23 protein-coding genes are annotated in these 23574 nt (G+C 44.2%); 5 read left to right on the top strand and 18 right to left on the bottom strand.

Annotated features, from left to right (window positions below; genetic code table 11):
* Positions 1–130 precede the first annotated feature (130 nt).
* The 11 genes from AB4180_RS19410 to AB4180_RS19360 form a co-directional block, all read right to left on the bottom strand.
* Entirely contained in the window at positions 131–511 is a 381-nt protein-coding gene (locus AB4180_RS19410) for an STAS/SEC14 domain-containing protein (RefSeq protein WP_102248885.1), read from the bottom strand.
* A 113-nt stretch (positions 512–624) separates the two neighbouring features.
* Positions 625–1221, bottom strand: coding sequence for a class I SAM-dependent methyltransferase (locus tag AB4180_RS19405; protein WP_102248884.1), 597 nt, complete (start codon positions 1219–1221; stop codon positions 625–627).
* The gene (locus tag AB4180_RS19400) at positions 1214–1720 is read right to left on the bottom strand and encodes an HAD family hydrolase (protein WP_102248883.1); all 507 of its coding nucleotides are present in this window, start codon (positions 1718–1720) and stop codon (positions 1214–1216) included. The genes AB4180_RS19405 and AB4180_RS19400 overlap by 8 nt, the downstream gene beginning before the upstream one ends.
* Positions 1721–1767: 47 nt before the next feature.
* Positions 1768–2712 carry a D-2-hydroxyacid dehydrogenase family protein gene (locus tag AB4180_RS19395; RefSeq protein WP_102248905.1) on the bottom strand — a complete coding sequence of 315 codons (945 nt, stop codon included), beginning with the start codon at positions 2710–2712 and terminating at the stop codon, positions 1768–1770.
* Positions 2713–2808: 96 nt separating this feature from the next.
* Complete coding sequence (locus AB4180_RS19390) at positions 2809–3273, bottom strand: ASCH domain-containing protein (protein ID WP_012604043.1); 465 nt, start codon at positions 3271–3273, stop codon at positions 2809–2811.
* Between the two features lie 253 nt (positions 3274–3526).
* Positions 3527–4582, bottom strand: coding sequence for a glycerophosphodiester phosphodiesterase (glpQ, locus tag AB4180_RS19385; RefSeq protein WP_102248882.1), 1056 nt, complete (start codon positions 4580–4582; stop codon positions 3527–3529).
* 78 nt (positions 4583–4660) lie between these two features.
* Entirely contained in the window at positions 4661–6034 is a 1374-nt protein-coding gene (gene glpT / locus AB4180_RS19380) for a glycerol-3-phosphate transporter (protein ID WP_029235560.1), read from the bottom strand.
* A 504-nt stretch (positions 6035–6538) separates the two neighbouring features.
* Positions 6539–6793, bottom strand: coding sequence for a DUF3297 family protein (locus AB4180_RS19375; protein WP_017059204.1), 255 nt, complete (start codon positions 6791–6793; stop codon positions 6539–6541).
* A gap of 242 nt (positions 6794–7035) precedes the next feature.
* Positions 7036–7458, bottom strand: coding sequence for a GNAT family N-acetyltransferase (locus AB4180_RS19370; RefSeq protein ID WP_102248881.1), 423 nt, complete (start codon positions 7456–7458; stop codon positions 7036–7038).
* Positions 7459–7524: 66 nt separating this feature from the next.
* Complete coding sequence (locus tag AB4180_RS19365; RefSeq protein ID WP_017059202.1) at positions 7525–7659, bottom strand: hypothetical protein; 135 nt, start codon at positions 7657–7659, stop codon at positions 7525–7527.
* Positions 7660–7682: 23 nt separating this feature from the next.
* Complete coding sequence (locus tag AB4180_RS19360; RefSeq protein ID WP_102248880.1) at positions 7683–8813, bottom strand: PcfJ domain-containing protein; 1131 nt, start codon at positions 8811–8813, stop codon at positions 7683–7685.
* 235 nt (positions 8814–9048) lie between these two features.
* Here AB4180_RS19360 and AB4180_RS19355 point away from each other — a divergent pair, with 235 nt between their 5' ends.
* The 4 genes from AB4180_RS19355 to AB4180_RS19340 all read left to right on the top strand — a co-directional run bounded on the left by AB4180_RS19355 (position 9049) and on the right by AB4180_RS19340 (position 13330).
* Positions 9049–9471 (top strand): universal stress protein, encoded by a 423-nt coding sequence (locus AB4180_RS19355; RefSeq protein WP_012604051.1) that lies wholly within the window; start codon positions 9049–9051, stop codon positions 9469–9471.
* A gap of 192 nt (positions 9472–9663) precedes the next feature.
* A complete protein-coding gene (locus AB4180_RS19350) occupies positions 9664–11034 on the top strand; it encodes a DASH family cryptochrome (protein WP_102248879.1) in 1371 nt (456 codons plus the stop codon).
* Positions 11031–12590, top strand: coding sequence for a cryptochrome/photolyase family protein (locus tag AB4180_RS19345; RefSeq protein ID WP_102248878.1), 1560 nt, complete (start codon positions 11031–11033; stop codon positions 12588–12590). Before AB4180_RS19350 ends, AB4180_RS19345 begins: the two co-directional genes overlap by 4 nt.
* Positions 12590–13330, top strand: a complete 741-nt coding sequence (locus AB4180_RS19340) for an SDR family oxidoreductase (RefSeq protein WP_102248877.1) — start codon at positions 12590–12592, stop codon at positions 13328–13330. The genes AB4180_RS19345 and AB4180_RS19340 overlap by 1 nt, the downstream gene beginning before the upstream one ends.
* 144 nt (positions 13331–13474) lie before the next feature.
* Here AB4180_RS19340 and AB4180_RS19335 read toward each other — a convergent pair whose 3' ends face one another.
* From AB4180_RS19335 to AB4180_RS19305, 7 genes are all read right to left on the bottom strand, one after another.
* Complete coding sequence (locus tag AB4180_RS19335) at positions 13475–14359, bottom strand: PA4780 family RIO1-like protein kinase (RefSeq protein ID WP_080544715.1); 885 nt, start codon at positions 14357–14359, stop codon at positions 13475–13477.
* A gap of 89 nt (positions 14360–14448) precedes the next feature.
* Entirely contained in the window at positions 14449–14592 is a 144-nt protein-coding gene (locus AB4180_RS19330) for a DUF2256 domain-containing protein (protein WP_076671818.1), read from the bottom strand.
* 206 nt (positions 14593–14798) lie between these two features.
* Positions 14799–18515 (bottom strand): AAA family ATPase, encoded by a 3717-nt coding sequence (locus AB4180_RS19325; protein WP_102248876.1) that lies wholly within the window; start codon positions 18513–18515, stop codon positions 14799–14801.
* Positions 18516–18520: 5 nt separating this feature from the next.
* Entirely contained in the window at positions 18521–19774 is a 1254-nt protein-coding gene (gene sbcD / locus AB4180_RS19320; protein ID WP_102248875.1) for an exonuclease subunit SbcD, read from the bottom strand.
* Between the two features lie 218 nt (positions 19775–19992).
* A complete protein-coding gene (locus AB4180_RS19315; protein ID WP_102248874.1) occupies positions 19993–20649 on the bottom strand; it encodes a glutathione S-transferase family protein in 657 nt (218 codons plus the stop codon).
* 291 nt (positions 20650–20940) lie between these two features.
* The gene (locus AB4180_RS19310) at positions 20941–21537 is read right to left on the bottom strand and encodes a LysE/ArgO family amino acid transporter (protein WP_017104375.1); all 597 of its coding nucleotides are present in this window, start codon (positions 21535–21537) and stop codon (positions 20941–20943) included.
* Between the two features lie 14 nt (positions 21538–21551).
* The gene (locus AB4180_RS19305) at positions 21552–22010 is read right to left on the bottom strand and encodes a GNAT family N-acetyltransferase (protein ID WP_102248873.1); all 459 of its coding nucleotides are present in this window, start codon (positions 22008–22010) and stop codon (positions 21552–21554) included.
* A gap of 226 nt (positions 22011–22236) precedes the next feature.
* Between AB4180_RS19305 and AB4180_RS19300 the strand changes: the two genes are divergently transcribed.
* A complete protein-coding gene (locus tag AB4180_RS19300) occupies positions 22237–23562 on the top strand; it encodes a sensor domain-containing diguanylate cyclase (RefSeq protein ID WP_102248872.1) in 1326 nt (441 codons plus the stop codon).
* Positions 23563–23574 lie beyond the last annotated feature (12 nt).

Genomic DNA, 23574 nt, shown 5'->3' with positions numbered 1-23574 from the left:
TAGGCGTATGTTACATCCAGAAGTGAACATATTCTATTGAATTGCTTAGGAAATGGCTTTGAGAGTCGATAAACGACAGCCTTCAAGTAGAACACTCGCCAGCTGTCATAAGAACTGAACTGTGGTTGAATTAATCAACTAGCCACTCGATAGCGGAGTCATGGTCTTCGAATGACTTTATCTCACCGGACACAAACCAGCTCCCTACTTTTGAAGCGAATTCTTGCCAGCTTTTATTACCATAAATCGCGATTTTGTCTATCTTCGAATTGAGCTCTAATCCCAGTTTGAAATCATCCCAAGTAGCACGTAACTCCCAACCCGTTAAGGTAGAGATGTCGACCAGCATCTTGAGTTTAGATGAATCGAGTTCTTCTAGCGTAGTATTTAGAATTGGCATCATTGCTTGATAGTCATCGTGTGTGAGTTTACCTTTCGCTTTGAACACAACGATAGTTTCACCGCTAACACGTTCAATTCCAACTGATATTACGTGACGTTCGATACTCATAACCTAGCCCTCATAGTGGAAACTAGAGTTAGCTTAGAGGATTAAATAACAAAGAGATGAGAGGTTGGCGTCAAAACAGACATGCATCCAAACGAATTTTAAATACTGATATTTTAACAGCGCTTAATCGCAACAACCGAATAAGTGTGCCAATGCTTCATCCTACCCAGCGACGTGAGTGCTTGTTCGTCTCGCTCATGGAATCGTACTATCTCAAAGTCGTTGAATAAGCTAAGTACTTTGGCTTTTGTTAACGGCGTTGTTGGGGCTCGATAGCCATGTGCCCAACTGTCATCGACGCCCATGAAATCGCCCGCGAACACGCCTCCCACTTCAAGACAGTTTTCAATATTGTGCCAAACCTCGTCAAAATGGGTTGGATCAGCAAAAAACAGACTCGAATTGGCAATCACTACGCCAGATTTCGGGTAATCATAGTGTTCAAATCCACTTTCAGATATCTCGACCAAAGATTTGCGACCAAAACGATCCCGACATAGTGCAATCGAATCAGGATTAACGTCGAAGCCATACACTTGATACGCTTGCTGTTCTAAAAAGGCGATGTCACTACCTGTTCCACAACCACAATCAATCGCAACATTTAAGCCTGACTCATTCAGTTTAATTGCGTACTCAGTTCTCTTTAAATGAGGTTTGCTTAGTGCCTTTTGGTAATACTGACGCCAGATCTCAGAGTGATCATCCATGGTACTTCTCCAACAGTTCGTTTAGGGATTGAACTTGCATGACATTCGGATGCCCTGACTTAAGATCAGCGCCCTCCGTGTTCAACCACACCGCTTTCAAACCCGCTTCAAGTGCTGGGTAAATGTCTTTGTCTAAGGTGTCACCCACCATGGTGATATCTTGTGGTGCTACACCGAGTTTGGAAATGATGGCAGGATAAAAATCAGAATCGTATTTGGATACGCCAAGACTCGCCTTGCAGAAGTAACCGGAGAGATACTGAGACAGACCAGCCCGTTCAAATGCTTGAATGATATCTTGTTCTGTAGAGTCAGCGGCATTGGTTGCGACATAGAGTTTGTGCTGTTTCGAAAGCGCAGCCAGCACTTCACGCGCCCCTGCAACTTCTTCGACAACTTCCCAGTCACACATCTTCCCTTGTGCGTCTGGGAAATCGACCATCAGCGTATTGCCCCAGTCGAATAAGACTACTTCTGTTAATTCGATTAGCTTTGTCATCTTGCCTCCTGCATTAATTATCGCACCTTCAAAAAGCCATCGCGCCTTTATAGGCCATCTCTTTGATAGGACAGAATGTTGTCGAAGGCGATATCGAAGTAGAGTTCGTAGCTATTTTGTTCAACATAGCCCAAATGTGGAGTTGCAGTGACATTTGGTAAGGACAGTAGCGGTTCGGAGTCTGTAGTTACTGGCTCACAATCGAACACATCAATAGCGGCTGTTTTGGTCGGTATCTCGCGTAGTTCATGATACAGGGCCATCGGTTCGACTAACTCGGCACGGCTGATGTTCACAAACAGTGAGTCCGGCTTCATCAAGCTTAGATCGTGTGCCGTAACACATCCTCTGGTCGCACCATTCAAACGTAAATGCAAAGAAAACACATCAACTTCTCGGAAGAAGTCTTGTTTGGTTGTTGCTGCTTCAAAACCATCTGCTTGCGCCTGATCGCGTGAAGCTTTGCTACCCCACACTACGACAGACATCCCAAATACTTGGGCATATTGTGCAATGCATTTGCCGATCTTGCCGTAGCCCCAAATACCTAGCTTCAAGCCTTTCAAAGTTCGACCTAGCCCTAACGAGCCAGAATCCTGCCACTGGTTCTGTTTAAGGTTTGAAGCGTAAGTGGGAATGTGGCGCGATGCAGCCATAATCAATGCCCAGCATAATTCAGAGGGTGCAACTGGCGAGCCTCGGCCTTCTAAAACGGTAACACCAAATCGCTCGCACATTTGCGGGTCGATATGATTACTCACTTTGCCCGTCTGGCTAATCAGCTTGAGGTTTGGCAGCTGCGATAACAAAGATTCGGTGATCTCGGTTCTTTCACGAATGAGCACAATGGCTTCAAACGGGACCAACTTAGCGATGAGCTCTTGCTCTGAGAAAGTCTGGGTAAATACCGTGACATCGTGTTGTTCAAGTTTGTTGAAGCAGTCGAGGTCTTTAACGACGTTCTGGTAGTCATCCAATATCGCTATTTTCACATCACTCTCCTTTTGATTGTTAGTTATCTTGTATTGGTCAAATGAAGGCTCAAGTGCCATGCCTTCCGATTCAACACATCACGCGCTGGGACTTCACTATTTATAAACCACTTTAAAACGCTCCAACATAAGTAACATGTCTTCACTTGGTGAGATCTTGAGCTCTTCACATTCACGAGAGAAGAAATTCCAGTGTGCTTCTCTCCACCATTCTAGTGTTTTGTCACCCTCGCCTTCTGCAGCAGCAAACTCCGCCGTCACTTCGTTGTATTTGCACGACGACACCGAGGTAATCTCTACAATGCAGACGGGCTTGCCATCCCAATCGGTGACAACTTGCAAGTGACCAACGACTGGTCTCGTCTCTCCTTCATGGCTGTACCAATGTTCAAGGCTGCAGGACGCTTGTTTTTCACCTTTGAGAATCAACTGAGCGCAGAGGTTGGCGTTGTATTCATCAGCACAGTAATAGTCGGCACTGAAAGAGGTGTATTGCGAAGCAACGTCTGCTGGCAATGTGTTGAGGTAGCTATCAAGATAAGCTTTGCTTCTTTCTTCCATGATCTTTCCAAATTCAATATCAGGTTGAGCCGATAAATACTTATAGATTAAGCATCTGGCTGCATTGGGAGTAACCTATCAAGTCAGGTTATTGCTGTAAACCGAGTAAATATCAAAATGTGGGCTAAGAAAGAAGAATATCGGAAGGATTTCGAGGCCAATACAAAAAAGTGAAAGAAGAACCAAAAACAGCTTTAGTGTGTGCTTTTGGCTCTGAATATCTCGTTAATAGTCGCTTGTAATTGGCAGGATATTAACGGTTCAAGAAGTCGACCGCTTTGTCTGGGAAGTCAGTAAACACACCATCGACTTTGACTTGGTTGTAGAAGACATCCAACATGCCATCAAAGTTATCAGCATAAGCTGGGATTCTTCCCGGGTCGGCACGGAACGTGTACGGGTGAACGTCTAAGCCCGCGTCTTTTGCTGACTTCATTAACGGTTTAATAATGATGTTATCTTTGGTTGATGCATCGTCCACCAACATTGGCTTCCAAGGGCCTATTCCTTCCGCATAAGTCGCCACTTTTTCCATGCCACCTGCTTCAAACATCCAGTCGTAACTGTACGGCGTTGCTTTGTCGCCTTGGTACGTCATGGTTTCATTCCAATCTGTATAAGCCATCAACTGAACGAGCTTAAGATCCATTTCCATCGCAGGCATGAGTTCATCATTGATGCGTTGAAGTTCATTGGCGTCAAAACACTGCAAATACACTTTGTCGTCTTTTGATAGGTAACCATATTGATGCAAGGTCGCAAGTACAGCTTTGGAGATGTCTTTGCCTTCGTGACGATGGAACCAAGGCGCCTTGATTTCTGGGTAGATACCTATATCGTAACCAAGAGTCTTATTCAATCCTTGGATCATTTCGATTTCTTCAGCAAACGTTGGTACGCGAAAATCAGACTGCCACATTGGGAAGCGCGTTGGGTACCCTGCCACTCTGTTGCCTTGGTCATCTAGGTTAAAGCCTTCGGTCACTTTTAGGGATTTGATCTCAGCGAGCGTAAAATCAATCGCATAGAAACGGCCATCTGAACGAGCACGGTCTGGAAAGCGATCCGCGACATCGGTAACTCGGTCTAGATAATGATCATGCAAAACCACCAATTGGTCGTCTTTGGTCATCACGACATCTTGTTCGATGTAGTCGGGTTTCATCGCATAAGCGAGCGCTTTAGCGGGTAATGTGTGTTCAGGTAAATAACCAGAAGCGCCGCGATGCGCAATCACTAAAGGATCAGCGAACGCATTTGCAGATAAACTTAGTGCTAATAAGGTCAGAGACAGTGACGTTGTTTTCATTATTGTTTCCCCTTGATAAAACAGAAGCAGGATATACCTGCCTCTGTTGTTATTTATAGATGTGATTCAGTAAATACACTACTGAGCTAGCGCTTCTTTCTCTCGTTCGAGATCTTTTTGTTTGTGGTGCGCACGTTCACCTAAGAACGCGTAAAGCAGACAGATGATTGAAGCCACACAAGCACCGACCAAAATAATGAAGCCGCCATCCCAGCCGTAATGGTCAACCATAAAGCCGAGTATTGCGTTCGCAGCAACCGCGCCACCTAAGTAACCAAACAAACCTGTTAGACCAGCCGCTGTACCTGCAGCTTTCTTAGGTGCAAGTTCCAGTGCATACAAACCGATCAGCATTACAGGGCCATAGATAAGGAAACCAATCGCAACCAGTGCCAACATATCAACCGTTGGGTTACCCGCAGGGTTCAGCCAATATACCAACACAGCGACTGTCACTAGAACCATGAACAAGATACCTGCAGGTGCTCGTCGACCTTTGAATAGCTTATCTGAAATCCAACCACACAATAAGGTGCCAGGGATACCTGCCCACTCATACAGGAAGTAAGCCCAAGATGATTTATCGACAGAGAAGTCTTTTGCTTCTTTTAAGTAAACCGGAGCCCAGTCGAGTACGCCATAACGGATAAGGTAAACAAACGCGTTAGCAATCGCGATTGACCACAACAGTTTGTTTGAGAAAACGTACTTAAAGAAGATCTCTTTCGCCGTCATTTCTTTCTCATGAGACGTATCGTAGTCGTCTGGGTAATCGTCTTTATGTTCTTCAATCGGTGGTAAGCCGCAAGATTGAGGTGTATCTCTTACCGTAAACCAAACAAAGACAGCAACGAGAGTGGCAAAAAATGCAGGAACATAAAAAGCGGTTCGCCAATCGTCGTTAAAAGCCCACAGCCCCAACAAGAACATCGGGCCAATCAAACCGCCACCCACGTTGTGAGCAACGTTCCATACCGATACGATCTCACCACGTTCTTTGCGAGACCACCAGTGAACCATGGTTCGTCCACAAGCCGGCCAACCCATACCTTGGAACCAACCATTCAAGAACAGCAGAATAAACATCGCAGTGATGCTGCCTGTTGCCCAAGGCATAAAGCCAAAGCAGAACATCACCAGTGCCGACATTAACAAGCCACCGCTGAGGAAGTAACGAGGGTTAGAACGGTCAGAAACACTGCCCATTAAGAACTTAGATAAGCCGTAAGCGATAGATACCGCCGCTAATGCAACCCCTAGCTCTCCACGGCTAAAACCTTGTTCAATGAGATAAGGCATCGCCAAACTAAAGTTTTTACGGACTAGGTAGTAACCCGCATAGCCAACGAAGATGCCGAGAAACAGCTGCCATCGTAGTCGTGTGTAGGTGCTATCGATCTTATCTGATGACAAGCGATCGATATGCGCCATAGGTTTGAATATTCCAAACATAGGAACCTCATAATTATTGGGCGAAGGAAGAATTTAAATGCTCGAACGAAAAAATTTATCGCTCATTCGAAATAAAGGGAATTGTATGTGCTTCATGATTAATTTCTGTGATAGAGGTAGTTATTAACAAAAAATAACTTTAAATACAGCATATTAGTTTCATTTAATTAGACTGCGCTTCATATTTTTGTTTGCATCTGCTTAATTAAACATCAGAACTTTCGAGTATGAGTAAATCCGAAAAGAGCGAGCGAACATAAATCAACCAACAACAACTTTGTTATTAGTGCGAATGCATAGTGAATAACAACAATTTTGGTTGAATCTGTGGAGTTATGAAGGTGGTTTGGGCTATTAGTTAAAGAAGTTCGCCAAAATCAATGCAAACAAAAAGGGTCTAGATTTCTCTAGACCCTTTTAGGTAATAACGCTTGGTGGCTTTATGTTGGCTAATTAAGCAAACATAGCTATTTACTCGAAGTATTAGCTAGCCACACGAAGTGATTATGCGTCTATGTAAAAAGCTTCTACAGTGCCTTTTAGAGTAATAAGCATTGGCTGACCAAAACGATCTAGCGCTTTTGGAGAAGGGATCTTAACCCAACCTTCGCTGATGCAGTATTCTTCAACATCAGTACGCTCTTTACCATTTAGACGAATGCCGATTGGGTATTCGAAACACTCAGCAACGTGGTGTGGGCTGCGTGGGTTGCCTGCAAGATGATCTGGTAAAGCTGGTCTTGAATTAGTATCGCTCATGTTCATTACCTGTATGTACGTAAATAAAAAAAGTGCGTCATTCTAGTCAATATAGGCTTTGTGCTCAACAACTGCTGCAATAAATCGTCTTGATCGTTTTAATCAACAGCGAGTTGTTTGATTTAAAGGCGATATCGACATGAGTTTCAACGAAAATTTAACAGGTTTACACGTTTTGGATGAAAGGGAAAAGTTCAGTACTCGAACGGCAGATAACCTAATATCAGGCTTTTATTCCGAGCTTATCGAATAAGCTCAATACTCATCACTTTATGGTTCGGTTCTGATTCGATATCGACAACTGACCAACCTAGCCCTTGGTAGAGTCCCATGATATTGGTGTACGCGTAGAGTTGAGTTTGCACTGCAGAAGATACTTGTCTGACACCACGATTTGCAATGCCTTGACCGCGCCATTGAGGGTCGACAAACACGGCGTTGATCCACACCACATCCCGAACTTGGTAAGGTTCTTGAAAATAGGAATACGCCAAGCCACCAATGACCACATTATCGCGAAGTACTGTTATTACTGGAGGGAGTTGTACGTTTTCTTTATAGGTATCTTTAAACTTGAAATCAGACCATTCGCTTTGAAATAAGCCCTCTAACTCATCCCAATAAGGTGAGGTTTCATCGCAATTTCTAAAGATTACTTTCTGCATTTGTTCGTCCTTTGAAAGGGAGCAATTCGGCTATCCTAGCCTTGTTCAATCTAAGTGTAGGTAAAGCTACTCTTCTTCGTCGTAATCGTCTGCTGGGTCTTGATTAATTTCTTCGCCGCATCCTAGGCATTCACCTTGTAGATCCGTAGGCATCACAATAATCAAACCACAATGCGGGCATAAATCGCCTTGTTGAAACATCCTGTATTCCTTCTACTTCATGGCTATTGCTTAGGATACTTCTGCTTACTCGCTTCTAACCAGTCGTGAATCACTTGGCGAGCGGATTCCGACGGAGGAGCATTTCGTTTTCCGCAGATTTGGTCAATCTCAAACGGAAATGCTTTGCTCGGGACGCGACGTAAACCTATGGTTAAACGCTGAGGCTTGAGCATGCGGAACACCACATAACGATCGCTCATGATTCGGTTATGGTACACACCAATACAGTGCTTCTGCTCGATGCCTTCGTGTTCAAGATCGTAATAATCCGTAAGCGGGTGAATGTTGTCATTACCGAGTAAAGGGACAGGATAAGGGATGTCTTTATCCATTGGGCGATTACCCTCCAAACGACGTAATTGGCGTTGCTCCGTCCAGCGGTCATGGAGCTGTTCAAACATCGCAAAAGAGTTCTGACTGGTAATAGCGCGCAGTGGATCATCCATCTCCAAATCTTGCCCTAGCAATATCGCATCTTGGAACATCGCCATCTTCGACGGTGCGTTAAGTCTGCCCTCTTCCACCATTGCAATCCCTAGCCTGCTACCAGTTAGAAATGGATGAACTTGGTCCAAACGCAGGGCTGTGTATCCAACTTTTGAGTAATGCTTAAACTTAAGAACTCGTCTTTGCAGTGGCTCGAGAATGCGAACAATGTGGTCGAGTTCATCACCAACATTGTAATGAAGCTCTAGCTTGTCGATGAATTTGAGTGTCGCCTTGCTGTCGTCTAAGCCCAACTTGGTAAGGATCTTCTTCTGCCCTAAGCGACTTAGTGCCAACGCTTTCTGATTATCGACACTGTATTTCATACAGATCAAAGCCAAAATAACTGGCCTTAATTCAAGCAGTTGTGCTGCCTCATAAGTGTTCGCAGCCAACCATAGCATTTGATATTGATACTCAGGAAAATCATCAGTGATTTCACGATAACGAGCAGGTAACGAATCTAACCAACGACCATTTACATCAAATTGTTCAACGAGGTTGAGACTTAAACCAATACCACCGTCGAGCGGGCGTCTACCATCTTCAAACACATGAAAGCCGACAAGCTTTTGAGACCAATCTCGGATCTCAATATCGTAGTCGAAACCTAACGTCCTAGTGGGAATGGTGAGTAGTGCTGTCATTGATGCCTCTTCGTTATTGGCGCATTAAACCGTAAAGCCTATCTAACAGAATAAGCTAGCGCTTCAACCACTATAACAACCTTTTGTAAATTTCTTATCAATCAAAGCGATATAAATACGATAGTGCTTAGAAGATCATTGAATGATGATTTTATGCAATATGAGATCTCTTCGATATCATTTGCGCTAGCAAAAACTATGCTTGTTATATAACTGATAACACGAGGCTTTAATTATGGAATACCGACATATTCTGGTCGCTGTTGAAATGTCCGACGACACTAAGATTCTGATTGATCGAGCTACCTTCTTCGCAAACAAACTAGAGGCTGGCATTTCGTTTGTTTATATCGACGGCACGCATGGAGAGATTTACCCTGAACTCGTTGATATTCAGGGAAATGAAGGCGATCTACCCATCAATGAAGATTCCGTTAAACATTTGAAAGAGTTTGAGGCATACGCTAAACACCCAATCAAGCACATATTCGTGGGAACGGGAGATTTGAATGATAAGCTCAAAAATACCATCGAGGTAAATGGCGTTGACCTACTACTATGTGGCCATCACCACGATTTTTGGCATAAAATCATTTCCCATTCGAAACAGATCATCGACACATCTCCAGTCGATATTCTAATCGTTCCAATGGATTAGATACTGCCGTTCGAACTTTAAAAACTTCCTGCATTGCCAGCCTCTATCGGTATTATTGGTTGGCTTCTATCCCTTCTTTAATCCTCTTCTTTCCCCAAATTCAACCATTACCCATTTGACGTAATCATTTGTGATCTTGTTTACTCATCCACTCGTAACCGTCTAATAACTAACAAATCACGAGTGCAAGCAATGAAAAAGATTGGTATCTATCTTTTTACAAACGACTTAAGAATCAACGACAATCAATTGCTCAATTGCGCTGCACAGAGCGTCGATAATCTCATTTGCGTGATTGTCGAACCCACTTTGTTTCATTTCTCTGCTGATTTCGCGCAAGAGCAAAGTTATGGCGCGCATCGCCAGACTTTTGTTTCACAATCGATAACTAACCTAGAATCGAATTTAGTTAAGTTTGGTCAGCAGCCTGTCGTGATTCACAGTAATCATTTAGAAACAGACGTAGCCGAGCAAACACTCAGCCAAATCATTGCTACACAGCACGTCACCCACTTTTTCGCCAGTGCACACTGCGGATACGACGAGCGACAATTGATTCATTCACTACAAAGTCGTCACCCTGACTTAATAACATGCTTGCCACATCACTCGACCTTGTTTGACTCACATGAGCTGCCGTTTGAATTATCAAAAGTCCCGAGCTCGTTTACCAAGTTTAGAAAGCTAGTCGGGCACTTAGACGTTAATCGCAATGAGACGGTTATTTCAGCTCTACCACCAGCAGTGAGACTAGCATCGACATCGACAATCTCATTATTCAGTTCACCAAATGATGAAAGCGCAGTAATAAGCGATTATTTGGGTGGAGAAGATGCCGGACTAGCGCATTTAGATAACTACTTCTCACATGATTACGCCCTTAACTACAAGCAGACTCGAAACGCATTTGACGGCATCGAAAACTCAACAAAGTTCTCGCCGTGGTTAGCACTCGGTTGCGTTTCGCCTAAAACGATTTATTGCCATTTAAAACAGTTCGAAGCCGATCATGGCAGTAACGATTCAACCTATTGGATCTACTTTGAGTTGTTGTGGCGCGAATATTTCTATTGGAAGTGTTTGTCATTGGGTTCGTCGTTGTTCGGTGAAACCTCAAACCATAAACTCGACTCTTCAGACTCCTCAGCGACGTTGAACCTGAATTTAGCCAAATGGAAAAGTGGCAATACCAACTACCCGATTGTCGATGCATGTATTCGCCAGCTTAACGCTACTGGCTACATATCCAATCGCGGAAGGCAGTTAGCCGCAAGCTGTTTGATTTACGAGTTGGGCATCGACTGGCGACACGGCGCAGCCTATTTTGAAAGCCAGCTTGTCGACTATGACGTGGCATCAAACTGGGGTAATTGGGCTTATATCGCCGGGGCTCTCAATCAACCAGCCCACAACAGCGAAACTAAAAACCAATCACAACCTAAATCACGCCATTTTGATTTAACTAAGCAGACTGAAATGTACGACCCAGACCATGCCTTCATCAATCAATGGTCAGGCGGTAACGCAATCTCAACAAGCCTCACAAACCAGGACGCATTATGAACTTTAAAACGGTACGACTTATATTAGGTGACCAATTAAATATTGAGCATTCTTGGTTTCAACAAGTTGACGATGACGTCATTTACATCATTGCTGAGCTAAAACAAGAAACAGATTATGTAGCCTCTCATATTCAAAAAGTGGCCGCGTTTTTCTGCGCGATGGGCTACTTCGCTAACGAACTCAAAGAACAAGGTCATCAAGTACTCCACCTAACTCTTGACGAGACAACGCAATTTGAAAACCTAGATTCACTTCTAAAGCACTATGTACACGAATTCGGCGCTGAGAAATTCGAATATCAAAGGCCAGATGAATATCGCCTTTTAGAGCAGATGAACAAGCTCAAGCTCACCAATGCAACCAAAGGCTGTTGTGATACGGAACACTTCCTCTTTCCATTTGAAGAGATCGAACAACAGTTCCCGAAAGACAAACACATCATGATGGAGCACTTCTATCGCCGAATGAGAAAGCGTTTCGACATTTTGCTAGAAGACGGAAAGCCCGTTGGCGGCAAATGGAACTACGACGCGAACAATCGAAAGAAACTCAAGAAACAAGACATCGAAAACCTGCCTCAGCCTCTGATGTTTACCAATGATATAACAGACATTTTGCATCGTATCGAGCGCCACCAAGTGCAAACCATTGGTCAAGTCGGTAGCCAGTTATTATGGCCGGTGAACCGAGCACAAAGTTTGTCTCTGCTCGCTCATTTCTGCCAAGTTTGCTTACCGTTATTTGGGCAGTTTCAAGATGCGATGACTACAGAGCACGACTCTAAATGGAGCTTGTATCATAGCCGTATCTCGTTCTCGCTGAACAGTAAACTCCTGAGCCCTAAGGAAGTGATTGGTGCTGCGTTATCAGCTTATCAAGTTCCTTCTAAGCCAAATGCACCCACTATCGATATTGCACAAATCGAAGGGTTTGTGCGACAAATTCTAGGTTGGAGAGAGTACATACGCGCCGTCTATTGGGCAAACATGCCTGCGTACGCCAATAAAAACCATTATTCAGCAACCAATAAGCTGCCCCATTATTTTTGGGACGGACAAACCAATATGAATTGCATGAAGCATGCGATTGACCAGTCCCTTGAGTTTGCTTACGCGCATCACATCCAAAGGTTAATGATCACTGGCAACTTCTGCTTAATTACGGGTATAGACCCCGACCAAGTAGACAGTTGGTACCTTGGTATTTACGTCGACGCGATAGAGTGGGTTGAAATGCCAAATACGCGAGGTATGGCACTGTTTGCGGATGGCGGGATCGTCGGAACCAAACCATACTCTGCCAGCGGTTCCTATATCAACCGCATGAGTGACTACTGCAAAGGCTGTCACTACAAGATAAAAGAACGCAGCGGCGAACAATCTTGCCCTTTCAATAGCTTGTATTGGCGCTTTATGAACCAACATCGCGATGCGTTAAACCGCAACCCACGTATGGGCATGTTATATCGCTCTTGGGACAACATGGACGAGCAATCACAACAAGCGATTCTCGATACTGCTGAACAACGAATAACAAACTTGGAGGACTTATAATGGTGGAGCAACTCAGATTACACATATTGGTGGTCGGTGGGAGCGGCGGTATTGGTTTCGCTGTGGTTAAACACCTATTATCTGAGCTCTCTCGGTTTGATTTTCTTGATGTGCATGTAGACGCGACTTACCACTCTCAACAGCCGGAACTAGAAAACAATCGCTTGAGATGGCACAAAGTCGATGCCACCGACGAAGCTGACATTAAGCGCTTGAGTTCTGAGTTTGAACAACTTGATTGGCTGATCAACTGCGTGGGTATGCTCCACACTCCAGATCTTGGACCGGAAAAGAACTTGTCGTCGATTGATCCTGAATTTTTTCTGAAAAACATCTCTGTAAATACCCTACCCAGCTTATTATTGGCAAAGCACTTCACACCGGTTCTTAGAACGAGCGACAATCCAAAGTTTGCTGTAGTTTCCGCAAAGGTAGGTAGCATTTCAGACAACAGATTAGGTGGTTGGTATAGTTATCGGTCATCGAAAGCGGCACTCAATATGTTCATCAAAACCATGTCGATTGAATGGCAACGCACCATTAAGAATGGCACCGTATTAGCGCTACACCCGGGCACAGCAGACACGGCTTTATCTAAGCCTTTCCAGACCAATGTCCCTGAAGGTAAGTTGTTTGAGTCGAGCTATGTCGCCCATCAATTGGTGGACATCATTCGCACTGCTACACCTGATAACAGTCGGCACTTCTACGCTTACGATGGTGAGCAGTTAAAGTGGTAGTTAATACCAGTGGCCGTCTTTCATGAGTGTTAAAAAAATAACCCAACAGAGTTGAGGCTCTATTGGGTTATTTTTTGAAAGAGCGCCTGACTTTTTAAGACGTATGGTTGATATCTAGCTAAAGATCAAAACTGATCATCACGATTACTCTGCCCAATTGAACTTGGTATCGTCGACACCTTCTTTCTCTTCTTTCGCTCGCTCGCGTCGGTGTTGTTCTTCAATTCGCGCAGCATCTATCTCTTGCATAATGGCTTCGATGTCTGCCAAATCGTCAGTTTCTGTAAACTCGCCCGTCAGCTTGCTGTCTGGCTTTAAGTCGCCTTTCTCGTAAAGCGCCCACATTTCCTTGGCATACTCGGTTTTCGCCAATTCAGGAGCAAACTGAGCGTAGTAGTCACGGATATTATTGATGTCACGAGCCAACATCCACTCAGCGTTGTTGTTCGCCGAAGCATCAACCGCTTGTGGTAGATCGATAATCACCGGACCGTATTCATCAACCAATACGTTAAACTCAGACAAGTCACCATGGATCAAACCAACGCAAAGCATTTTAACCACGTAAGTCATCATCACCGCATGATCTTCAATCGCTTGTTCTGGTGGCATTACAACATCGTTCAAACGTGGTGCAACATAACCATCATCGTCAGTGACCAGTTCCATAAGCAGCACGCCATCAAAGCAACCGTAAGGGACAGGCACACGTACGCCCGCTTCTGCCAGTTTATATAAGGCATCCACTTCAGCACTTTGCCAAACCTTTTCTTGTTGCTCTCGACCAAAGCCAGAGCCTTTTTCCATCGCTCGAGCACGGCGGCTATTTCGGACTTTTCGGCCTTCACGATACGCGGTCGCTTTTTTAAAGCTGCGCTGGCTAATTTCCTTATATACCTTGGCACAACGGATCGTATCGCCGCAGCGTACAATGTACACAGATGCTTCTTTGCCACTCATGAGTTGGCTTGTCACCTCGTCGACTAAACCATCGTCAACTAAAGGCTGTATTCTTTTAGGTATCTTCATGTCGTCTTTATACATGAGTTACCTGACAGATAAAATATTAACTCGTTAAATGAGTGGTTATTCTCAATAGATTCTTAAATGAAGGGAGATTATGTGGGTTTTGTCTTATGGCGACGACAACGTTCAGAGCAATAAATCACCTCTTCCCAACAACGTTGCCATTTTTTACGCCATGAGAATGGTTTGAGGCAAACGGGACATGTCTTGGTGGGTAGATGTGGTTTCTTGTGCATTGCCTCTTCCTTGTCTATGAATCCATTAACCTATTCGTTAACTAGAGATTCCCTATTACGTTCGATCCTGACATTAAGGGATGACGGCGAAGTGATTAATTACAACTTCCGACTCCGTCATCCTCGAGAAGGAGGAACGACTGAGTCGGGGATCTGCTTCATCTAGCTTTATTTCTATTTCTGCGCTGATGGAATATAGCTAGAACCTAAGCAACAACCTTATACTGCTTCTCCATCTCACTGACACCTAAGCCAGAGTGTTTTGTTACTTTAAGCTGAACAGGCACTCGCTCTTTCAGTGCTTCAACGTGACTGATGACGCCAATCATCTTGCCTGACGCATTCAGGTTATCGAGCGCGTTTAGGGCAATGTCCAATGTGTCGCTATCCAGCGTGCCGAAACCTTCATCCAAGAACAGAGAATCAATACTGGTTTTGTAGCTCACAAGATCAGAAAGCGCTAATGCCAACGCCAAGCTCACCAAGAAGCTTTCGCCACCGGATAACGTCTTGGTATCACGCATCACATCGCCCTGCCATGTGTCGAGCACTTGAAGTTCTAAGCCATCATCGGCTTTACGTTTTAGCTCATAACGACCATGTAAACGCTGTAGCTGCTTGTTCGCCAAATACACCAAGTTTTCCAGAGTTAAACCTTGGGCAAACTTACGAAATTTATCGCCGTTCTTAGAACCGATAAGTGAGTTCAGACGTGAGATATCATCAAACTCGACCTGCTGTTCGTCGATCTGCTTGAACAGATCTTGCTGATTACTGCGGTTCTGGCTATCCGTTTCAAGATTGGCAGAAATTGCGCCGATCTTTGTCGCATGGCTTTGTTGTGCGTTTTGACACTCAGTAGTCGCGTCTTCAACTTGCTGTTGGTCTTGCTCTTGCCATACTTTAGCGTTGGTGTGTTTTTGTAGCTCCACTCGCGTCGCTTTGGCAGTGTTCAACCTTGCTTGTGCACTGACAATCGCTTCGTCCAAAGACTTCTTCAAGCTTTGAAGTTGAGTTCTAACCTCTTCATCCAACAACGCCGCTTCAAAATTTACCTCATCTTCGAATGGGCTCGTTTTCAGTGCTTGTAACCAAGCATTCGACGCTTGTGTGTAGCTTGATTGCTTACTGACCAACTCGTCCGAGAAACCAGTGTGTTTGGTTTGCTCAGTTCGATGTTCAAGTTCACAGCGGTTAAGCACCAACTGCGCGGCATCAAATGCACTAACCGCTTCTGTGACTTTTTGCTTCATCGCATTGCTGGTGGCTTGAATGTCTTTGTCACCAAACAACTCTGTTCTTTCAGAAACTACACGAGTGAGCTCTGACGCTAGAGACTCACTTTCTTGCGTGAGTGTCGCGAGCTCTTTCTCAACACTGCTTAGCTTGTCATCTAAGGTTTTCAATTCGGCATTTTGAGTGATCAGTTGCTTCTCAATATCGGCCTGTTGCTGTTTGGTTTGCTGCCATGTGTTTGATGCTTGCGATTTAGCAGCAAACCAATCATCAATATTTTCAAGTTCAGGCGCTTCAATAGCCGTTTGAACAATGCTCTCTTTCAGAGCGTTCCATTGCTGTTCTTTTGCTAGAGCTATCTGAGCCACTTGTTCGTTCGTGCTGTGATTTTGCTTATTCAGATCCGCTAAGCGTTGCTCGGCCAACTCGAGATTAGACTGCGCCTTGTCAGCCATAACACTTACAGATAAACGTTGTTTCTCAGCTTCAGCATAGAGCGCTTTCGCATCAGCCAACGCCTTGAGTTGCTGTGAGCTCTGACTTAGTTGAAGTTCACACTGCTGAGCAAAGGTCGCGACTATAGCTTCATTGCCCAAATCGTTAATCGTTAACAGTGCCAGTTCAGGAGCCATGCCAACGAAATCCGATAAGCTCTGTTGAAGCTTGCCGATTACACCTTGCCAATTCAGTTGAGCTTGTTGAATATCCGCTTGCGCACGTTGAATGTCATCGTTAAGCGCTGCAATCATAGGGGCCAGAGAATCTAACTGCTGACGATGCTCTTGGCCTTCTTTTTTGATGGCCGTTAACTCTAGGTTTTCCGTTTCTTTTTGAGCAACCAAATTTGCAATATCTTGCGACTGCTCAATCGAATGGTCTGTTGAACCACACAGTGGGCACTCAGTTCCAGATTCCAAAGCCGCACGGTATTTCGCCAATTCGCCTTCTTGATCAATCAATCGCGTTAGTCGTTCAAGAGACGTCTCTTTCTCTTTATATCGCTCGACTAACACTTCACGTTCTTTCGAAAGCTTATCGACCAACTGAGTGTTAGTTTGATGTGCCTGAGTTTTTGCGTGCAGCTGTTGCTGGGCATTTAGGAAACCACGGTTGATCTCAAGTAATGAGTGCGTATTGCGATTCCAGTACTCCAACAGATCTTTTTGCGCATTCAATACTTGTTCGCTGATGTTGCCTTGCAATGCTTCCCACTGTTGCTTTGCACTACTCTCTAGCACAACCAATTCACTTAAAGTTTTGTCTTGCGTTGCTTTAGCTTCTTGCGCAGATTTGATGATCGTTTGCTGTGCATCAATCGCAGACAAAGTTTGCTTCGCTGAGTTTAACTGTTCTGCATGCTGAAGCTCTAGAGTACGAACTTGCTCTACCTTTGCTTGCCACTGACCTAAGTATTTTTCCAGATGTTGGTCAGTTTGATGTGTATTTAAGTACTCAGTGCTGAGTTGATCTTGTTGCTTCAGTGCATCAATTTTTTGGACTAAAACAATCTGTTGATTACGCTGTTGCGTGTGTTGCTCGTTTAGCGTATTTGCTGCATTAAAGGCCGCAGTTTGCTTATCTTTGAGTACGGCAATTTGGTTATCTAGCGGACGGACAAGATCGATGATCTTCTCTTGATCTTGTTGCTCGGTTTTTACTTGTTCGACAATTGCACTGCTTTGAGTCAATTTAATTTGCGCGTCTTGCTTTTCTGCATCACGAACGGCCAGTAACTTAGAGCTGTTATCTAAGTGAGCTTGAGTAGTGTTCACCTCTTGTTCGCAACGCTTTAAATCTTTGTGCATTGGGCGCAGCTTTTCAGCCGGCTCACTGTTTGCCAAGCGCTCTAATGAAGGTTGATTACGGTCTAGTTCATCTTGAGCTGTTTTAAGATCGTGCTCACTGGTCGCGATAGTTTGCTCAGCTTTAGTTACGTCTTTCCACCAGCTTAGATGCGCTTGCCACTCTTTTAATTGCTCCGCTAAACGCTTCTGTTCCGCTTCTAACGTTTCTCGTTCTGCGGTTAGCTCTTGGATTTGCTCTTCAGACAGTAAGCTCACACCTTCTGCTTTGGCTTTAAGGTGATTAAGCGACTCTTCACTCGACTTGAAATGATCGTAGATGCGCTCAGAGATCAGGCTATAGACTTCTGTGCCCGTCAGCTCTTCAAGTAGCTCGGCACGGTCGTTAGCATTAGCATTTAAGAACGCCGCAAACTCACCTTGAGACAACATGATCGATTTAGTGAAGCGTGAGAAATCGAGACCCGTTACCTGCTCCACCAACTTTGTCTTCTTGGTCAACATAGTCTCTAAGACTTTATCGGTGTCCGCATCCGCAAATTCACACGTTGGCGTTTGTAATGCGCCATCGTGCTTTCCGCGAGCTCGCTTTTGGTGGAAGTTAGAGCGATACGTTTTGCCCTGCACTTCAAATTCAAGCTCAGCGAAACACTCACCCGTGCCACGCGTCATTAATTCGTTGTTGCCTTTAGCGATGCTCTTTAAACGCGGTGTGCGGTGGAACAATGCCAAACAAATCGCATCAAGAATGGTGGTTTTACCTGCCCCTGTTGGGCCAGTAATCGCGAACAGACCATTTTCTGCAAACGGTGATTGGGTAAAATCGAGCTTCCAACGCCCTTTCAAAGAGCTCAGGTTTTCAAATTCTAGGCTTAAAATCTTCATACTGGTTACTCTTCTACTTTGTTTGGTGTTTGAGCGCTTTCAGACACTTCAACCATCACTTGTTTAAACTTCACCGTCATTCGCTCTAAACGTGCTTTTTCAGAATCGGTTTCAAACTCTTCTAAGGCAATACGCTTGCTAAACACGTCCATCGGGCTCAGTTCAGATAAGGTCTCTGCCGACTCTTGCTCTAATGCTTGATTACGACGCTCTCTTGCGCGGCGCAGTTGAAGTACTTCCACATTCAAACCGTCAGTTAATGAGCGCATGCGCTCTTGTAGATCCGACAAGTAATCTTGCGCTTGCACTTCTATCGATAACCACACGCTTTGTTCGCTATCTAAACCTATGTATTGGTTCAGCTGAGATTCGATCTCGCTCAAGTCGCCTTTGATTTCAGCTAGAGGTTGGAATGTAGGAACGGGCAATTGACAAATGGTTCGCACGCCCTCAACAAATTCAACCACACATACCTGCTTTTGAGATTTAAGTTCGTCAAAGCTTAAAGGGATTGGTGAACCGCAGTAACGAATGTATTCACGCTTTGCCACAACTTGTGGGCGGTGGATATGACCAAGTGCAATATAGTCTGCGTCTGGGAAGCCATCAGCGGCAAAACCATCAAGGTTGCCGACATAGATGTCGCGTACCGAATCCGATTGTTGAACACCCATTGCCGTTAAATGACCAGTAGCGATAATCGGCATGTGCTCGCTGTTTTCAAACTCCGCACGTTTTTCTACAGCGGCATCATAAACACTTTGGTAGTGCTGTTTGATTGCATCGCCGAGTTGCTTCTGACGCTCAACGCCTGTGACGCCCGCCTGGCTGGTCAACACATCACGAGGGCGAATAAAAGGAATGGCACAAACCAGCGCTTCTACATCGCCGTTCTTGCCTTTTAGTTCGACAACCTGAGTCGCATGATCTTCATTGGTGTTCGGAATCACGTCTGCACCCATGTATTTGAGCAACTGTTGTGTCTCTTTAAGCACAGAGACTGAATCGTGATTTCCACCTAATAACACCAATTGGCAGCCGATCTTGTTCGAATCGACCACAAACTTGTTATACATCTCACGAGCGTAACTCGGCGGTGTGCTGGTATCAAAAATATCGCCAGCAACAATGATCGCGTCGATGTTGTGCTCAGTAACTTGCTGAAGTAACCATTGTAAAAACCGTTCATGTTCATTCTTACGGCTTTTATTGTAGAAGTTTTGGCCAAGGTGCCAATCGGACGTGTGAAGAATCTTCATTGCTGCTCACTGGAAGTCGGTAATAGCTTTAATTTACCAAAATAGTCGACAAAATACCCTTTTATAAGCTTGTGAAAACCAACTAATTTCAGGCTTTGGATCAACTATGCCCATAGCGTAACCAATCATTATTTTTGACATAAAAAAACCGCTCAACGTTAGAGCGGTTTTAATTGTCTGTGGCCTAAACTATACGCCATAAATTACTTAATCTTTATTTAGCGAGCTTCTGCTAGGCTTGCCAGGTAGTTATTCGTTAAATAAAAGCCGCTGAACTTGTCAATAAAGTCCGCTGGAACGGTTTTATCGGTCAACCCAGATTCAATCAGAGCCGCTTGCCACCTCTGTACTTTCGGGAAGCTTTCTAGCATATCGAAGCCTGAACGCCCTTTAATTACAAATGCTCGGTGTAACAGTGGTAACCAAGCGATGTCGACGTTAGAGATGTAGTCCCCTTTAAAGAACTCAGTATCACCCAGTTTTTTCTCTGCCTTTAGGAACGCCTTTTGTAAATTGGCTAAGCGTGTTTCAAAAGTCTCTTTGTCTTTACTCGCCATGGTGCCGCACTGTGCCATGTAATGTTTGCTCGCTTGATAAGACCAAGCACGGTCGAGTGCTTTCTGCTCGGGTGAAACCTCTTCAATAGGGGCATATTTATCGTCTAGGTATTCAACAATCGCATCAGACTCAAAAAGAACCGTGTCATTTTCTGTAATCAATACAGGAACCTGCCCGTTCGGTGAGATATCCAAAAACCACTGTGGTTTGTTATTCAGCTCAATGTACTCAATTTCAAACGGGACGTTTTTCATTACTAGTGAACCCATTACACGTTGAACAAATGGGCAGTTTTTAAAGCTAATCAATTTAATCATTTTTGCCTCCGAATCGGGTTAATAATTTCTTGTTACACCCCTAAGACGAACCCAAAATCCAAAAGACGAAGAATAATTCGTTATTTCACGAAATAATTTAATTTGTTGTTATCAAGACGTTTAAAACCAACAGAGAAATGCGAAATCTTTGCAAAGAATAATTAATAGCTAGGGAGGCAAGACAGAGGGATACAGTACTAATTACTAATTAACGAGCTAGCAAGCTAACAAGCCGTACTTTCCCCACCAGCGTTCAACTGATGAGGAGAAGTTAACGAAAGCAGAGTAAAACTAAACAACCAAAGATAGTGCAATAGATGCCATGATCACTCCTACAACAAACTCCAACATCTTCCATGATTTCGGGTTCTTAAACATTGGAGCTAAGAATCGTGCACCATAGCCAAGTAAAAAAAAGAACACGAATGAAGCCGATACTGCACCTGCACCAAACAACATTTGATTTGGTTGATATTGTGTAGAGATAGAACCAAGCAATACCACAGTATCCAGATACACATGCGGATTAAGCCAAGTAAACGCTAAACACATGGTAACTGCTTTGGTTAAAGAGCTTTTGGTTTCGACACTGGCTTCTAAGGCATGATTTTCGGTAAATGCTGAGCGAAAGCTCAAGAATGAGTAAACGCCTAAAAAGATAGCCCCACCGTAACGAGCAAACTGCTCAACTTGAGGGAACTGCTCAACGATCGCGCCAAACCCCGTCACACCAAAGCTAATGAGTAAGGCGTCAGAAATGGCACATACAGCGCAAACTGCCAATACGTGTTGGTTCTTAAGCCCTTGCTTTAAAACAAACGCATTTTGAGAGCCAATCGCAAGAATCAACGAAAGGCCAAGGGAGAAACCTGCTAAGTAAGTCGTCATCTAAAGCTAGCCTCTTAACGTAACTCAAAACTCATGAAATGACTGTGCGGATCTAACACATAATTAGCAAAAGGTTCACAGTAACCAAAGCCAAATTTTTGGTACAAATTACGCGCTGGCTTAAAGTAGTCTTCCGATCCCGTTTCTAGGCTAATACGTCGATATTGGCGAGCGGTTGCCGTATCCAAAACGTGCTGCAATAGCTTGCTTGCGACACCGGACTTTCTTGCAAACTGCGAGGTTCTCATTGACTTCAGTTCAGCGTGTTGTGTATCAAGCTCTTTAATGGCGACACACCCAAGCAGTTGGCTGTATTTCCAAGCACTGAAAAAAGTAATCTCTGGCGACTTGAGCCCCTCTAGATCCAGTGCATGAACGCTTTCGACTGGCGATGTCGCATACATATCAGCTAAATGCTCTTCGAGTAGCTCAATAACCTCTCCACCCGACAAATCATCAATTTTTATTTCCATAACTCTTTAATTATCCTTAATAATTTTTTTATCCGTTTTAGATACAGTAAAATTACGCTACCCTCAAAAAGTTGCGTACGGCACACTTTAATCACATAGTCTCGTGACGCTTGCCGTGTTAGGTATCTGATAGCTTTGTCGATATACAGCAGTCACAATTTATTTACGACACCACCATTTATTTAAAGCACCTGTTTTTGGTGAGAGGATATGTAGTCAGATCTATATGAGCATCCAACTAGATTTAACCACAGCCACCCCTAGGCAGAATTTCGACTCTGCACAGGGCTATATTACGCTGCAAGACCACCGTGTCATCGATGTCGACGAAAACATTGCAAAAATCTTCGGTTACAGTTGCCGTGAAGCACTTCTCAACAACGTCGATTTTGTCTACTCATTAATACCCAAAGATTATCACGGCTCTGTCCGTGAACGTTACCTTTCTGCGATTAAAGGCCAACTGGGAAAGGGAAAGCTTTATAAAGATATTCCGGTGAATAACCGCCTTCTCTCGCTGTTTAGCCTTGCTCAAGCGGTCAGAGTCAACGACCGCCCCGCTCTTCGTGTAATGATCATAGATATTACCTCAGTTGTTGCTTCAGAGCGTAAACATCAAGAAAAAGATCGTATGTACCGGACTTTACTCAATAGTTCGAAACAGGGCGTGCTCGTCCACCAAAATTTCAAGCCTCTAATGGTTAATCAAGCCTGGGTTGAAATGCAGGGTGCCAAATCGATAGAAGCAGTGCTCGCCATGGACTCAATCATTTCAATTATTCCGCCGGACAGTCGTATCAATGCCATGAGACGCAGCCAGAGTATTCTTGCCGGTGATACACCAAGCTTCAGTTCTGTGGTTGAAAACCAATGCTTTGACGGGAGTAAAAAACACTTCAATATCTACGACAACATCATCAATTGGGAAGGCGAAAAAGCGATCCAAGTGGTGGTAGAAGACGTTTCCGACAAGGTTAAATTAGAACAAGAGCTACTGCACCGCGCACTTCACGACGACCTAACACAAGTATTCAGCCGCAGTGCCATTTACGATTGGTTAAAAAAACCGTTAAAAGAACAAACTGAGATGTCTTGTTTACTGTTGGATATTGATGACTTCAAAAAAATTAATGACCAATTTGGACACAGTGTTGGTGACGAAGTGATTCGCACTCTCGCGAATACCATTAAGAAGCACGTCAAAGCCTTGAACGGCGTGGTTGGCCGCTGGGGAGGTGAAGAGTTTATCGTCTTCTTTCCAAAAAACCGAACGACTCATGGAACCATTTTCGACACGGCATACTCCCAAGCGAAAATTGTTGGTCAACGTATTTGCGAAGAATTTCGAACTCATCAATTCTTGGGATTTAATCGCACCAAGTTTCAATCAAGCGTCAGTATTGGCATTACCGACAGCTGCATCGTTCGTACCAACAACTCCCTAGATACGTTGATTCGAGTTACAGACGACGCGCTCTATCGTGCTAAATCCAACGGAAAAAATAGAGTCTCAGTAAACCACGAAGGTGCATGTATAGAGTGTGGCTCGTGAAACAATTGCTAA

This window comes from Vibrio sp. 10N.286.49.C3 (assembly GCF_041469545.1).
Lineage (GTDB): Bacteria > Pseudomonadota > Gammaproteobacteria > Enterobacterales > Vibrionaceae > Vibrio > Vibrio tasmaniensis_A.
Note: the sequence above shows the minus strand (reverse complement) of the source record. Positions and strands in the feature narration are given on the sequence as shown.

Excerpts from the sequence above, each read along its gene's own strand:
- AB4180_RS19350 (WP_102248879.1), top strand. The coding sequence starts at position 9,664 with ATGAAAAAGATTGGTATCTATCTTTTTACAAACGACTTAAGAATCAAC.
- AB4180_RS19360 (WP_102248880.1), bottom strand. The coding sequence starts at position 8,813 with ATGACAGCACTACTCACCATTCCCACTAGGACGTTAGGTTTCGACTAC.
- AB4180_RS19400 (WP_102248883.1), bottom strand. The coding sequence starts at position 1,720 with ATGACAAAGCTAATCGAATTAACAGAAGTAGTCTTATTCGACTGGGGC.
- AB4180_RS19335 (WP_080544715.1), bottom strand. The coding sequence starts at position 14,359 with ATGAAGATACCTAAAAGAATACAGCCTTTAGTTGACGATGGTTTAGTC.
- AB4180_RS19370 (WP_102248881.1), bottom strand. The coding sequence starts at position 7,458 with ATGCAGAAAGTAATCTTTAGAAATTGCGATGAAACCTCACCTTATTGG.
- AB4180_RS19325 (WP_102248876.1), bottom strand. The coding sequence starts at position 18,515 with ATGAAGATTTTAAGCCTAGAATTTGAAAACCTGAGCTCTTTGAAAGGG.
- AB4180_RS19390 (WP_012604043.1), bottom strand. The coding sequence starts at position 3,273 with ATGGAAGAAAGAAGCAAAGCTTATCTTGATAGCTACCTCAACACATTG.
- AB4180_RS19300 (WP_102248872.1), top strand. The coding sequence starts at position 22,237 with ATGAGCATCCAACTAGATTTAACCACAGCCACCCCTAGGCAGAATTTC.
- sbcD (WP_102248875.1), bottom strand. The coding sequence starts at position 19,774 with ATGAAGATTCTTCACACGTCCGATTGGCACCTTGGCCAAAACTTCTAC.
- glpQ (WP_102248882.1), bottom strand. The coding sequence starts at position 4,582 with ATGAAAACAACGTCACTGTCTCTGACCTTATTAGCACTAAGTTTATCT.
- AB4180_RS19375 (WP_017059204.1), bottom strand. The coding sequence starts at position 6,793 with ATGAGCGATACTAATTCAAGACCAGCTTTACCAGATCATCTTGCAGGC.
- AB4180_RS19405 (WP_102248884.1), bottom strand. The coding sequence starts at position 1,221 with ATGGATGATCACTCTGAGATCTGGCGTCAGTATTACCAAAAGGCACTA.
- AB4180_RS19315 (WP_102248874.1), bottom strand. The coding sequence starts at position 20,649 with ATGATTAAATTGATTAGCTTTAAAAACTGCCCATTTGTTCAACGTGTA.
- AB4180_RS19330 (WP_076671818.1), bottom strand. The coding sequence starts at position 14,592 with ATGCACAAGAAACCACATCTACCCACCAAGACATGTCCCGTTTGCCTC.
- AB4180_RS19345 (WP_102248878.1), top strand. The coding sequence starts at position 11,031 with ATGAACTTTAAAACGGTACGACTTATATTAGGTGACCAATTAAATATT.
- AB4180_RS19410 (WP_102248885.1), bottom strand. The coding sequence starts at position 511 with ATGAGTATCGAACGTCACGTAATATCAGTTGGAATTGAACGTGTTAGC.
- AB4180_RS19340 (WP_102248877.1), top strand. The coding sequence starts at position 12,590 with ATGGTGGAGCAACTCAGATTACACATATTGGTGGTCGGTGGGAGCGGC.
- glpT (WP_029235560.1), bottom strand. The coding sequence starts at position 6,034 with ATGTTTGGAATATTCAAACCTATGGCGCATATCGATCGCTTGTCATCA.
- AB4180_RS19305 (WP_102248873.1), bottom strand. The coding sequence starts at position 22,010 with ATGGAAATAAAAATTGATGATTTGTCGGGTGGAGAGGTTATTGAGCTA.
- AB4180_RS19310 (WP_017104375.1), bottom strand. The coding sequence starts at position 21,537 with ATGACGACTTACTTAGCAGGTTTCTCCCTTGGCCTTTCGTTGATTCTT.
- AB4180_RS19365 (WP_017059202.1), bottom strand. The coding sequence starts at position 7,659 with ATGTTTCAACAAGGCGATTTATGCCCGCATTGTGGTTTGATTATTGTG.
- AB4180_RS19355 (WP_012604051.1), top strand. The coding sequence starts at position 9,049 with ATGGAATACCGACATATTCTGGTCGCTGTTGAAATGTCCGACGACACT.